General features: G+C 63.3%; 11 protein-coding genes and 1 tRNA gene. 4 read left to right on the top strand and 8 right to left on the bottom strand.

Annotated elements, in window-relative coordinates:
- Positions 1 to 22: 22 nt before the first annotated feature.
- On the bottom strand, positions 23 to 1,327 hold the full coding sequence (locus ACODTY_RS09325; RefSeq protein WP_488994014.1) for an ABC transporter substrate-binding protein: 1,305 nt from the start codon (positions 1,325 to 1,327) through the stop codon (positions 23 to 25).
- A gap of 426 nt (positions 1,328 to 1,753) precedes the next feature.
- On the opposite strand from ACODTY_RS09325, the gene ACODTY_RS09320 reads away from it, so the two are divergent.
- Entirely contained in the window at positions 1,754 to 2,902 is a 1,149-nt protein-coding gene (locus tag ACODTY_RS09320; protein ID WP_488994013.1) for a LacI family DNA-binding transcriptional regulator, read from the top strand.
- Here ACODTY_RS09320 and ACODTY_RS09315 read toward each other — a convergent pair.
- On the bottom strand, positions 2,827 to 4,035 hold the full coding sequence (locus ACODTY_RS09315) for a CaiB/BaiF CoA transferase family protein (RefSeq protein ID WP_488994012.1): 1,209 nt from the start codon (positions 4,033 to 4,035) through the stop codon (positions 2,827 to 2,829). The two genes, ACODTY_RS09320 and ACODTY_RS09315, sit on opposite strands and share 76 nt — an antisense overlap.
- Before the next feature lie 161 nt (positions 4,036 to 4,196).
- Here ACODTY_RS09315 and ACODTY_RS09310 point away from each other — a divergent pair, with 161 nt between their 5' ends.
- Both ACODTY_RS09310 and ACODTY_RS09305 read left to right on the top strand, forming a co-directional pair.
- Positions 4,197 to 4,976 carry an enoyl-CoA hydratase-related protein gene (locus ACODTY_RS09310; protein WP_488994011.1) on the top strand — a complete coding sequence of 260 codons (780 nt, stop codon included), beginning with the start codon at positions 4,197 to 4,199 and terminating at the stop codon, positions 4,974 to 4,976.
- Between the two features lie 3 nt (positions 4,977 to 4,979).
- Positions 4,980 to 5,726: an SDR family oxidoreductase gene (locus ACODTY_RS09305; protein ID WP_488994010.1), complete on the top strand. Its 747-nt coding sequence runs from the start codon at positions 4,980 to 4,982 to the stop codon at positions 5,724 to 5,726.
- Positions 5,727 to 6,086: 360 nt separating this feature from the next.
- On the opposite strand, the gene ACODTY_RS09300 is transcribed toward ACODTY_RS09305, so the two are convergent.
- The 6 genes from ACODTY_RS09300 to obgE all read right to left on the bottom strand — a co-directional run bounded on the left by ACODTY_RS09300 (position 6,087) and on the right by obgE (position 11,746).
- Positions 6,087 to 6,161 (bottom strand) — tRNA-Glu (locus ACODTY_RS09300).
- An 82-nt stretch (positions 6,162 to 6,243) separates the two neighbouring features.
- The gene (locus tag ACODTY_RS09295) at positions 6,244 to 7,539 is read right to left on the bottom strand and encodes an MFS transporter (protein WP_488994009.1); all 1,296 of its coding nucleotides are present in this window, start codon (positions 7,537 to 7,539) and stop codon (positions 6,244 to 6,246) included.
- A gap of 63 nt (positions 7,540 to 7,602) precedes the next feature.
- The gene (locus ACODTY_RS09290) at positions 7,603 to 8,190 is read right to left on the bottom strand and encodes a nicotinate-nucleotide adenylyltransferase (protein ID WP_488994122.1); all 588 of its coding nucleotides are present in this window, start codon (positions 8,188 to 8,190) and stop codon (positions 7,603 to 7,605) included.
- 71 nt (positions 8,191 to 8,261) lie between these two features.
- Positions 8,262 to 9,548, bottom strand: a complete 1,287-nt coding sequence (locus ACODTY_RS09285; protein ID WP_488994008.1) for a glutamate-5-semialdehyde dehydrogenase — start codon at positions 9,546 to 9,548, stop codon at positions 8,262 to 8,264.
- Between the two features lie 15 nt (positions 9,549 to 9,563).
- Positions 9,564 to 10,721, bottom strand: coding sequence for a glutamate 5-kinase (proB, locus tag ACODTY_RS09280; RefSeq protein WP_488994007.1), 1,158 nt, complete (start codon positions 10,719 to 10,721; stop codon positions 9,564 to 9,566).
- A complete protein-coding gene (gene obgE / locus ACODTY_RS09275) occupies positions 10,709 to 11,746 on the bottom strand; it encodes a GTPase ObgE (protein ID WP_488994006.1) in 1,038 nt (345 codons plus the stop codon). Before obgE ends, proB begins: the two co-directional genes overlap by 13 nt.
- A 127-nt stretch (positions 11,747 to 11,873) precedes the next feature.
- Between obgE and ACODTY_RS09270 the strand changes: the two genes are divergently transcribed.
- Positions 11,874 to 12,734, top strand: a complete 861-nt coding sequence (locus ACODTY_RS09270; protein WP_488994005.1) for an endonuclease/exonuclease/phosphatase family protein — start codon at positions 11,874 to 11,876, stop codon at positions 12,732 to 12,734.
- Positions 12,735 to 12,920: the final 186 nt, after the last annotated feature.

Genomic DNA, 12,920 nt, shown 5'->3' with positions numbered 1-12,920 from the left:
TGCGGCAACCGTCGGCATCACGCTACTTCGCGATCTGCTGTACGGCTGCGTCGTGCAAGGTCTTCATGCCCCGCTCCAACACGGCAGGTATGTCTTCCCGCTTTCCACTCAAGGCTTCGGTCGAGATATCGGCATAGGCCTTTTGCACTGCCGGCCAGTTGGGGAAGTAGTAGGCCGACAGGACCTGGTCCTTCACGTCGAAGACCACGGCCTTGAGCTTGGCGAACACCGGGTCCTGCGCGGCCAGTTCAGGCCACAGGTCGGTGTTTGGCGGCGGTCCGCCCGTGCTCTTCCACTGCGCGATCTGGCCCTCGTGGTCGAGCAGCATTGCTCCGAGCGCCTTTTTGGCGAGGTCCTTCTGCTTGGCATCGATGGCCTTCGGGATACCCCAGGCCCAGATGGTGTCCCAGGCGACATTGTTGTCGAGGCGCGGTCCCATTGGCCACAGCGCCATGCCGACCTTGCCGGCGATCTTCGACTTCTCAGGGTCGTTGAACTGCCCCCAGAAAGTGGAGTCGGCAAAGGTGAAGGCAGATTCGCCGGCCATGAAGATGGCGTTTGCCTCGTTGCGGCCATAGGAAATCATGGCCTCGGGGCTGATCTTGTCCTTGTGCAGATTGTCCCACCAGAACTCGATGGTCTCGCGGTGGCAGTCTTCCGTCAGCGTCGGCACCCAGCCGCTCTTGTCGAGAACGGCGTTGTCGCGCTCGAACTTCGGATTGAAGATGTCGCAACCGTTCGTCCACAGCGACCACCAGATCGAGAACCAGGTGTTCTGGTGCGTCATGCCGCCGACATAACCCCACTTGGTCTTGCCCTCTTCCTGCAGCTTGTGACCAACCGCCACCATGTCTGCCCAGGTCTTCGGCACGTCCTTTTCGTCGACCAGATCGGTGCGGTAGAAGAAGGTCCCGACCGTATGCGCCAGCGGCACCGCTGTCGGCTGGCCTTCGTCATTGGGGAAGGCGCGCATCGGACCCTTGCGGATCTTGTCCATGCCGGCGACATCCGAAGTCTGCTCGACCCACTGCTTCCACAACTGACCCCAGTCGTCGTTGTGCCAGAAGATATCGCAGTCGGCGCCGCCGCTGCTGAGCATCTGGCTCATTTTCGGCAGGTAGACCGAATAGGACATCGGGTTCTTTTCCAACTCGACGCCGCTTGCCTTGGCCCACTTTTCCATCATGGCGACATTCGCCTCGATGACGGGATGGCTCATGTAACAGACCTTGAGCGTGTCCTCCGCCTGCGCCGGGGTAACCCCGATCGCGGCCATGCCGAGCAACAAGCTCCCGGCCAAAGGCAGCCCGCCTAACTTTCGTGTCATAAATTTCCTCCCAAGAAGTCCGATCCACGCCACCAGCACAGCCATCAATCCGTGCGAGCCACATGTCTCAGTTGCGTGTCGCTCCCAATTTGTATGAAACCGCTTTCATTTTCTTCTGAAAAGCAACGGCGCGCCTGATTGTGCGCCGATGATCGGCCTCTACTTCTTGGATAAGCCGGAAAACCTAGCCTTTTGCCAAACCGCGAGTCAAGCGGCAGATATGGATTTTGGCTCGGATACGACGAAGGTCTGGTATGAAAAGGGGTAAAATCTGCATGATTTCTGTGCTATTTTCACACAGAATTTTCTAACTAGTTGTTTTTCATATATATATTGTAATGCAAACGCTTTCATACATTTGGCAATGGTGTTTCTTTGATGCTACGCTGGGCGTTACTGGATTCGCCTGGTGCGGAAGGAGTCTCGATGACGCAGTCACAGCAAGGCGAACCGAAGCGCCACCGCTCCCGCCGAAGCGCCAAGCGCAAGATGCGGCTTGCCGACGTTGCCCGTCGCGCCGGAGTTTCTGAAGCAACCGCCTCGCGGGCCATCAACCGGCCCGAACTTGTGCGGCAAGAGGTTCGCGAACGCGTGGCCCGCGCCGTTCAGGAACTCAGCTACGTCGCCCATGGCGCGGCCCGAGCCCTTGCCTCGGACCGGACGCACTCCATCGGCCTGATCGTGCCGACATTGCGCACGGCGGTTTTTGCCGAATCGGCGGAGATTTTGCAGCAGGCGCTCAATCGCAGCGGCTACCACCTGATCATTGCCAGCTCCGAATACGACAAGGCGCGCGAATACCATGAAGTCAGGGCGCTTCTGCAGCATGGCATCGACGGCATGGTCCTGGTGGGCCAGGATCACGCACCCGAACTATGGCAGCTCCTCGAAAGATCAGGACTCCCGTTCGTTACGGCCTTCCAACATGCGGGCGAATCCTCCTACCCCTGCATCGGCGTCGACAATCGCCAGGAATTTTACGATGCGACCCGTTTCCTCATCAATCTCGGACACACCAATATCGGCGTGTTGACTGCGGAGACTGCCGGCAACGAGCGTCTTGCAGCGCGCGTTGCAGGCGCGCGGGACTGCATTGGCGACCACGGCCTACCCAAGCCGGATGTCGTCGAGGTGCCATCGACGCTGACAGATGCGCGCCAGGGCCTGCGTCGTCTCGTCGAGCGCAACGCGCATGTCACGGCGGTGGCCTGCACCAACGATCTGATGGCATTCGGCGCTCTGGCAGAGTGCCGGACCCTCGGCATCGACGTACCGGGGCAGCTGTCGGTAATCGGCTTCGACGATCTCGATATTGCCGAGCACACCCAGCCTTCGCTGACCACCGTTCGGCTTCCGCTTGCCGAGCAAAGCCGGCGCGTGGGCGAATACCTGTTGGCCCGTATAGAGGGGCGTGATGCCCCATCTTCCACGCGCCTGAAGGCGTCCTTCATCGTGCGTGAATCAACCGGGCGCCCGCCCGAACCTGCAAGAGCGAGGGCTCAGCGCGGCTCTGCGGACGCCGGACCTTTGCAAACGCCATCTTCGAAGAAGCGCGCCCGCTCGGCCGCCGAATAACCAAGTTCGGCAAGGATTTCTGCGGTCTGGGCGCCCAGCGGTTGCGGCGTCAGGCGCAATGCCGGCGCGGCCCCGTCATAGCGGACCGGATGAGCCACCAACGTGATCGGTTCGCCGGCGGCGCTTTGTGTATCGAAGAAGCAGCCGTTGTGGCGCACTTGCGGGTCCGCCAGCACCGATTCGTAGTCTCCGACCCGTGCATGCCAGATGCCGGCCCTGGCAAAGATTGCTTCCCATTCGATAGCGGGCCGCTGGACAAGCACGTCTTCCAGCAGAGAACAGATGCGGTTGCGCTCCGTCCACGCGTCCGCATCGTCGATGGTTGCCAGGTCCGCCGATCCGGTTGCCTCGGCCAGCGCCTTGAGGCTGGTGAGAGAAATCGCCAGATCCGCATCGGCAGTGCGGTAGATGCCGTAGGGTGCAGGAAAATACCAGCCGCCCAGCGAGCCTTCCGTTGCAATGCCCGCTTCCGGGCGCGGACCGTTCAGGTAAGTGACGAAGGATTCAAGCTGCAGGTCGATCGCCGCATTGAGCAGGCTGACATCGACCCGGCAGCCCTTTCCGGTGACGCCGCGTCGATAAAGAGCGGCCAGAACGCCGAGCGCCAGCAACGCCGCCCCATGATGGTCAACCGCCGAAACGCCCACCGGGCGCGCTGTTTGCCCAGCGCGCCCGGTGATCGCGGCCAGTCCGCTCATCGCCTGGATCAGGAGATCCTGGCCGGGGCGGTCGCGATAAGGGCCATCGGCTCCGAATCCGGAGGCGGATGCGTAGACGACCCTGGGATTGAGGGCTTGGACAGCTTCGTAGCCGAGACCGAGTTTATCCATGACGCCGGGCCGGTAGTTCTCCACCACGACATCTGCCTGGGCAACAAGCCGCCGCGCAATCTCCGCGCCCGCAGGCGATTTGAGATCGAGCGCAAGACTGCGCTTGTTCCTGCCGCCGGCCAGAAAAAGCGGCGTATCGGAGCCGATCCACTTGCCTGCCGCCGCCCAGTGCCGTTGCTGACCGCCGCCAAGCGGCTCGATCGCCACAACGTCCGCGCCCAGGTCAGCAAGGTGCTGGACGCCGACCGGCCCCATCAGGAAATGATTGAAACTGACAATGCGTACGCCGTCGAGAAGGGTCACTGTGTTTCCAATTTTTGCAAGCGTTTACATGTTGAACAAGTCGGTGGCTTTTGGAACTACCATACAACCATATGTTTTTATGTATATTATCCAAGCGTATCGTTGACTTGAGACTTTCAATGTGACAGATCGGTCCAGTTTATGAAAGCGTTTTCATTCTAATGACAACAGCCGAATTGATCGAGACGAGCGAGCCCAGGAGCGGCGTGCGACTGATCCGCCTCAACCGGCCCAGCCGGCTGAATGCATTGAGCGGCGATCTTCTGGTCGAGCTTGCGGCGGAACTGCGTGCCTGCTCTGCAAGCGACGAAATTCGAGCGGTCGTGCTGACTGGTGACGAGCGCGCCTTTTCTGCCGGTGCGGACGTGCATGAAATGGCCGCTGCCGGGATCGATGCGATCTACACTCCGCGCCGGCTCAATGCCTGGAAGGCTATCGATGCGTTCGACAAGCCGCTGATTGCGGCGGTTGAGGGCATTGCCTTCGGCGGCGGGCATGAGCTGGTCATGCTGTGCGATATTGTGGTTGCCGGAGCCAAGGCCCGTTTCGCCCAACCCGAGATCGACCTCGGCTCGTTGCCTGGCGATGGCGGCACGCAACGTCTGCCGCGCAGCCTCAGCAAGGCTCAGGCGATGCGACTGGTCCTGACCGGCGAAGCCATCGACGCGGTGACTGCGGAGCGCTGGGGGCTGGTGTCCGATCTGGTGCCGGCCGGCGAGGCCGTGCAATGCGCCGTCGAAATCGCCGCCCGCATCGCCGCCAAGGCACCCGTTGCAGCGCGCCTGGCGAAGCAGGCAGTGCGCACCGCCTATGAGACGGCGCTTTCAGCCGGCCTGGATGCCGAACGCCAGCAAGTCCGGCTCAGCTTCCAGACCAAAGATCACGACGAGGGCGTCGAAGCCTTCATGACGAAACGCAAACCGATCTTCCAGGGACGCTGAAACATGGCTCGCACTATTATCGTCACGGGCGCTGCGTCCGGCTTCGGCGAGGCGATCGCCAAGAGTTTCGCGGCGGCAGGCGACGCCGTCATGCTGGCCGATATCAACGAAGCCGGCGGCCAGCGCGTGGCGGAAGAGATCGAGGCCGCAGGTGGCAAAGCCCGCTTTCAATACACTGACGTGGCCGATGCGCGCTCCACACAAAGGCTGATCGATACGACAATCGAGTGGTCCGGCGGCATCGATGTTCTGGTCAACAATGCCGGCATCACGCATCCGCCGGTTCCGGTCGAGAAAATAGGCGAGGCAGATTTCGACCTGGTTCTCGCGGTCAACTTCAAATCCGTCTACCTGATGACGACACAAGCCATACCGGCGCTGCGCAAGCGCAAGGGAGCGATCGTCAACATTGCCTCCATAACCGCCGAACACCCGCGCTGGGGGCAGTCGGTCTATGCAGCGACCAAGGGAGCAATGATCAGCTTTACTAGGGCGCTGGCGATCGAACTTGCGCCCGACGGCGTGCGCGTCAACGCCGTCGCGCCGGTCGCCTCGCTCACCGGAATGACCAAGGACACTCTGGGCAGCGCCGATCCGCAGGCGCGCCGCCGCCAGATCGAAGCGACCATACCGCTTGGGCGGCTTGGCGAAGCTTCGGACATTGCCGGCGTTGTCAATTTCCTGGCGTCGCCTGCCTCTGCATTCCTTACCGGCGTTTGCCTGCCGATCGATGGCGGGCGCTCAATTTAGAGCGGCTCATCCAAATCTTTGTTTGTCGCAACTACGGATATCGAGGCGGCGAATGTTTCGACCCCGTCATGGCCTTGGCTCGGCCAAACGCCGCCGGGGCTTTGTCGCACTCGGTCACGAAGGCGCGCGGCGCACCGCGCAGCATTTTCATCAGGCCACCCCGGCTGATAGCGCTCGACCAACGTCTTAATCTCACCACAGGCGAGGTTACGCCCCGCAAGATCTATTTGCGTTCGGCCATCGATTGCATCGAGAGGATGACGATGTAATCCAAATCACGGGGGACAAGACGAGCCGTGAACGAGCAATCGGCGCGGCAAGAGCTTTGCCGCTTCCGGTAATCGCAGTTTTGCACAGAACTGGTACGCCCACGGGGAATCGAACCCCGGTTTGCGCCGTGAGAGGGCGCCGTCCTGACCGCTAGACGATGGGCGCAGCCAAGAAGGGCGATATAGGCTGGCGAATTCGAAAAAGCAACCGCTCGATTGGAAGCTTTATTCATCGCCCGGTTGCTGCTTCAACGTCGATGCGGCTCGTCGTCGGGCAGGAAGGCAAGCTCCACCGGCAACGGCGCCTGTGCGGTCATTGGCGCGAAGCTGCCGGTCTCCTCCGCCGGCACTGCCCGTGTCGTGACGACGCGCCCGATCACGAACACCAGGAAGGCTACCGCAATGGCCACGGCGACATAGATGAACGCTTGCGTTCCGATCACCGCCGACAGGCCGGTGACGATGCCCGGAACGATGAAGCCCGACAGCGACCACGCAAACAACAGCGAACTCGACAAGGCAACGAGATCGTCCTTGCCGGCGCGGTCGTTGGCGTGCGCACTGCCCAGCGAATAGATCGATTCCGCCGCACCGTCCCAGATGACGTAGATGACGATGAGCAACGCAAGTGCGCCGCCATCGAAACCGAGCGCGAGGAGCCCACTGACCGCCGCCAATGCGGAAGCGCCGATCAGCACGTAGCGCCGGTCGGTGCGGTCGGAGATCCAGCCGAACGGTATCTGCAGCAGCAGCGTGCCGAGCGGCATGCACGACAGCAAGAGCGCCACGTCCGCCTGGCTGTAACCCTTGGCGGTCGCGTGGATCGGAGCAAAGCCTGTGATCGTCATCGACAGGCCGCCAACCGCCAGCATCGCCGCGAGCCCGACGGGCGAGATGCGCCACGCCTTTCTCAAGGCCACCGAGGCAGCCAGCGGTGGCGGCGGCTGCGCCAGTCTTGTCAAGCCAACGGGCAGGATGGAAATCGCGGTAAAGGCGATGCCGATCAGCGGTGCCTCCGCAGCCTCGAGATCGATGAAGGCGAGCGTGAAATAGCCGACACCGAGACCGGCTGTATAGGCGACATAGAATATCGCCATCACCCGGCCGCGTATGGAATTTGCAACGACGTCGTTCAGCCAGCTCTGCGCCACGATGAACAGGCCGCAAATGGCAAATCCGTAGAGCGCCCGCGCCCCGATCCACAGCACTGGATAGGTGCCAGCGCCAACGCTTGCGTTGGAAAGCACGATCAGCGCCGACAACACCATGAAGGCGCGCGCATGGCCGACGCGGCGCACCAGCGGCCCGGTAAAGATGCAGCCGGCAAGGCCGCCGGCCGAGAGCCCCGTCACGATCAGCCCGGCCCAGGTCGGATCGAAGCCCTCCGCGCCGAGGCGCACCGGGATATAGGCAAACATCAGCCCGTTGCCGATGGCGACAAGCCACATCGACAGGATCACGCTGGCAATGGCGATCAACGGTGCGGATTCCCGCACATCCCCCGGATTGTCATTGGCACTGGGTCGGTTGACGTCCTTGCTCATCGTCGCATCATGGCTGTGCGCCGATCCAAAGGCGGCATTAAAAGCGACACGGCTCGGATGAAACTACGCCTTGGCGCCGTTGCGGATCGCGGTGGATGACAGCACCGAACGGGGCCCATGCACGAACGTCCAGGCCGGCGCTTTCATGCGCGCAAGCCGCGGTGCATCGCGTTCATCGACACGCGCATAATCGAAAGTCTTTGCCGCCACCGACGACAAAAACGACAGCGTCGCCCCCGGCCTGTCGATGACCGCGATCGGAAAGGTCAGCATGATCTGCCGCCAGCGCTCCCAATGGTGGAAATCGCGCAGGCTGTCCGCGCCCATGATCCAGACGAAATCGACGCCCGGGTTCTTGGCGTGCACCAGCGCCAGCGTGTCGGCGGTGTAGCGCACATGATACGCCGCTTCGAAGGCCGTCACCTTGATGCGCGGATCGTGCGCCACTTTTTCCGAGAGCCGGATGCGCTCAGCAAGCGGTGCCAGTTCGCGCGTGCTCTTGAGCGGATTGCCCGGCGTCACGATCCACCAGAGCTGGTCGAGCGAAAGCCGTCTCAGCGCGATGTCGGCAACAAGCTCATGGCCGGCATGCGGCGGATTGAACGAGCCGCCGAACAGCCCGACCTGCATGCCCTTCTCGACATGCGGCATGCGCAGGTACGGCCTTGCGATGGCAGCGCCTGACGACGGCACGTCCCCTCAGGCTCCGCCCAGGCAATCGGTCACGGACGCACCTGCCCCGAGCCGCGCACGCGATACTTGAACGATGTCAGTTGCTCGACGCCAACAGGCCCGCGCGCATGCATCTTGCCGGTGGCGATGCCGATCTCCGCGCCCATGCCGAATTCGCCGCCATCAGCAAACTGGGTCGAGGCGTTGTGCAGAAGGATCGCCGAATCGATCTCGTTGAAGAAGCGCTCGACCGCCTTGGCATCCTCCGCCACGATCGCCTCGGTGTGATGCGAGGAAAACGTCTCGATATGCTCGATCGCCCCGCCAATGCCGTCCACCAGCTTCACCGAAATGATGGCGTCGAGATATTCGGTGCGCCAGTCGGCATCGCTCGCCGGAACCGCATCGCCGAACGCAGCCAGCACCTCTTCATCCGCCCGTATCTCGCAGCCCGCCGCCTTCAGCGCCTCCAGCACCGGCTTCAGGTGCGTGGCCGCGACAGCCCGATCCACCAGCAGCGTCTCAGCCGCGCCGCAAATGCCCGTCCGGCGCATCTTGGCGTTCACGGCAATCTTCACCGCCATGTCGAGATCGGCGGACCTGTCGATATAGAGATGGCAGATGCCTTCCAGATGCGCGAACACCGGCACGCGCGCTTCCGTCTGCACGCGCTCGACCAGGCTGCGCCCTCCGCGCGGAATGATCACGTCGAGATTGCCGGCAAGCCCCTTGAGCATCTCGCCGACGGCGGCGCGGTCGGTCGTCGGCACGAGCTGGATCGCGTCCTGCGGCAGACCCGCCGCCTTCAGCCCTTCCACCAAGCAGGCATGGATCGCCTGCGATGAATTCAGCGAATCCGAACCGCCGCGCAGGATCACCGGATTGCCGGCCTTGAGGCAAAGCGCGCCCGCATCCGCCGTCACGTTCGGCCGGCTCTCATAGATCACGCCGACAACGCCAAGCGGCGTGCGCACGCGTTCGATGTGCAGCCCGTTCGGCCGATCCCATTCTGCGATCACGTCGCCCACCGGATCGCGCAGGTCTGCGATGGCGCGGATGCCGTCGCCCATGGCGCGGATGCGCGCCGGCGAAAGCTTCAGCCGGTCCAGCATCGCCGGCGACAGGCCGGCCTCCTCGCCATTCGCCATGTCGATGACGTTGGCGTCGAGAATGTCCTGTTCGCGGCGCGCAATCGCCTCGGCCATGCCAACCAGCGCGGCATGCTTGCGCTCGGCATTGGCAATCGCCAGTGGTCGTGCGGCGGCGCGCGCCTTGCGGCCGATCTCGGCCATCAAGGCAATGGTGTCGTCCCCGGATCGGTCATGCGCCTTCAGCATGTCTCATCCTTTCGCCTACGCATCGACGTCGCTCACCACGAGGTCGTCGCGGTGGATCATGGCCGAACGCGCCTCGTAGCCGAGCACCGCCTCGATCTCGGCCGTCTTCAATCCCGCGATCCTTACGGCATCGGCGGCATCGTATGCAACCAGCCCGCGCGCGATCTCGCGGCTGTCGGGCGAAAGGATCGCCACCGTGTCGCCGCGCGCGAAGTTGCCGCTCACCAGCTTCACGCCCGCCGGCAACAGCGACTTGCCCGACAAGAGCGCCTTCACCGCGCCCTCGTCCACGGTCAGCCGTCCCGCCGGCTCAAGCTGACCCGCGATCCACGTCTTGTAGCCCTTCACCGGATGGTTGCTCGGCTTGAACAGCGTCGCCCGCTCGCCGCGCTCAATCGCCATAAGCGGCGATTGCCGCGTTCCGGCGGTGATGATCATCGCCGTCCCGGCAGCGGTCGCGATCTTGCCGGCATCGAGCTTGGTCCGCATGCCGCCGCGCGAAAGCTCCGACGCCGCCGCCCCGGCCATCGCCTCGATGTCGGGCGTGATGCGCGCTACCAGCGGAATGAACGTCGCCTTGGGGTCCAGTGCCGGCGGAGCCGTATAAAGCCCGTCAATGTCGGACAACAACACCAGAAGGTCCGCGCCCATCATGGTGGCGACACGCGCCGCCAGCCGATCATTGTCGCCGTAGCGGATTTCGGAAGTCGCCACCGTGTCGTTCTCGTTGATGACCGGCACCGCCTTCATCTTCAAGAGCGTCGAGATCGTCGCGCGCGCATTGAGGTAGCGCCGCCGCTCCTCGGTATCGCCAAGCGTCAAAAGAATCTGCCCGGACTTCAGTCCGTGACTTCCCAGCGCATCCGACCATGCACCGGCAAGCGCGATCTGCCCGACCGCCGCCGCCGCCTGGCTCTCCTCCAGTTTCAGCGCCTTGCGGCCAAGCCCCAATATGGTGCGGCCAAGCGCAATCGCGCCCGACGACACCACCAGAACCTCGGCGCCTCCCTCGGTCAGCGCGCCGATATCGTCGGCAAGCGAGGCCAGCCAGTCGCGCTTCAGCCCCTTGCTGCGGTCCACCAGCAAGGCCGAGCCGACCTTGACCGCGATGCGGCGATATTTCTTCAGCGAAAGCGCAGTCGAGCCCGTCGCCATTGCCGTCAGGCTTTCCATCGGTCATCGACCGCCTTGGCGCTGGAGACGCTCTGCCGCGCATCTTCCACCACCGAAATCAGCGCGCGCAGCACGGCCTCTACCCCCTCGCCGGTGGCAGCCGACAACAGCATCGGAGCCTTGCCCGCAGCCCGCTTCAGCGAGGCGAGCTTCTTCTTGCGCTGATCGGCATCAAGAATATCGACTTGGCTGAGCGCCAGGATTTCCGGCTTGTCGTCAAGGCCGTTGCCATACGCCTCAAGCTCGGCGCGCACGGTCTTGTAGGCCTTGGCAGGGCTTTCCTCCAGCGCCGAAACCAGATGCAGCAGAACCCGCGTGCGCTCGACATGGCCGAGAAAGCGGTCGCCGATGCCGACGCCTTCATGCGCGCCTTCGATCAGGCCCGGAATATCGGCAATGACGAATTCGCGCGCGTCGATGCGGGCCACTCCAAGGCCAGGGTGCAACGTCGTGAACGGATAGTCGGCGATCTTCGGCTTGGCCGCCGTCACCGCCGCCAGGAATGTCGATTTGCCGGCATTGGGCAGGCCCACCAGCCCGGCGTCCGCGATCAGCTTGAGCCGCAGCCAGATGTTCATCTCCTCGCCCGGCAGGCCGGGGTTGGCGCGGCGCGGCGCCTGGTTGGTCGAGGTCTTGAAATGCTGGTTGCCGAAGCCGCCATTGCCGCCCTTGGCGAGCAGGAAGCGCTGGCCAACCACCGTCATGTCGCAGATCAGCGTCTCGTTATCTTCGGCCATCACCTGCGTGCCCACCGGCACCTTCAGCACCACGTCGGCGCCCTTGGCCCCGGTCATGTTGCGGCCCATGCCGTGTATGCCGGTCTTGGCCTTGAAATGCTGCTGGTAGCGATAGTCGATCAGCGTGTTGAGGCCGTCCACGACCTCCACCCACACGTCGCCGCCACGGCCGCCGTCGCCGCCATCCGGCCCGCCGAACTCGATGAACTTTTCGCGCCGGAACGACACCGAACCGGCGCCCCCGTCGCCGGAGCGTATGTAGACCTTGGCCTGATCGAGGAATTTCATCTCTACTTGCCGTTCCGTTACGCACTTCTGCTGTATTGCGCTTCGCTATCCGGCCTTCCCTACCCTATGGTGCGGGCAAGCGCGAGAGCAGACAAAACGATTCTGCCGGTGAGCAGGAGATATCGCAATGAAGCTGGTGACTTACAACGTGCAATTCGGTGTCGGCCGCGATGCCAAGGTCGGGCTGGAGCGCATTGCCGCAAGCGTTACCGATGCCGACATCATCGCCTTGCAGGAAGTCACCCGCAACTATCCCACCAATGGCGGCATCGACATGGTCGCCGGCCTCACCGCGCTGTTGCCAGACCACTACCATGTCTATGGCGCGGCGATGGACATCGACTTCGGCGCGCTGGCGCCCAATCCGCCCAAGCCGGCGCTCCGCTTCCAATTCGGCAACATGCTGTTGTCGCGCTGGCCGATTGCGTCCAGCCGCAACCTGCTTTTGCCGCGCAGCCGCACTTACGACAAGGCCAACCTGCAGCGCGCCGCCCTCGAGGGCCTCATCGTCACGCCGCTTGGGCCACTGCGCTTCTACAGCGTCCACCTCGACCATGTGAACATGGACGAGCGCATCACGCAGATCCGCTATCTCAAGGAGCGCGCCTTCGGCTACCCGAAGGAAGGCGGCTCCATCACCGGCGCCGGCGAATACGGCTTTCCCGAGCCGCCCTGCCCGGAAGATTTCGCGCTCATGGGCGATTTCAACATGCGCCCCGGCGAGCCGGAATATGCCGAAATGACCGGCGCGCCCGATCCGTTGTTCGGCCGCCGCATCGTTGCCCACCACCCGGTCGATGCCTCGCGCCTTGCCGGACCGCCGCCGGAAGAAAGCGTCAGTTGGACGGACCTCACCGGAGCCGACAAGCATTCGCGCCTCGACTACTGCTTCGTCTCCGCGGGCCTCGCCCCGCATGTGAAGGACTGCTGGATCGACAACGACGCCGACGGCTCCGACCACCAGCCTGTCTGGACCGTGCTGGAATAGTCTCTCCCTCGCTCCGCCACCCAAACCCCTCCGATTCGTCATCCCGGCCAAGGGAGCGATAGCGACCGCGAGCCGGGATCCATTCCGTGACATTGCGGCAGTGCGAAAGCCGTGCAGAAGCAGCGCTCCTGTCCCCGTTTACGGGGGTGAGCAGCCGGTTCGCGAAGCGAATTCATCATGCCAGTG

The organism is Mesorhizobium sp. FG116, assembly GCF_057809835.1.
The sequence above is the reverse complement of the archived record's forward strand: the minus strand, read 5'-3'. Positions and strand labels throughout refer to the sequence as shown.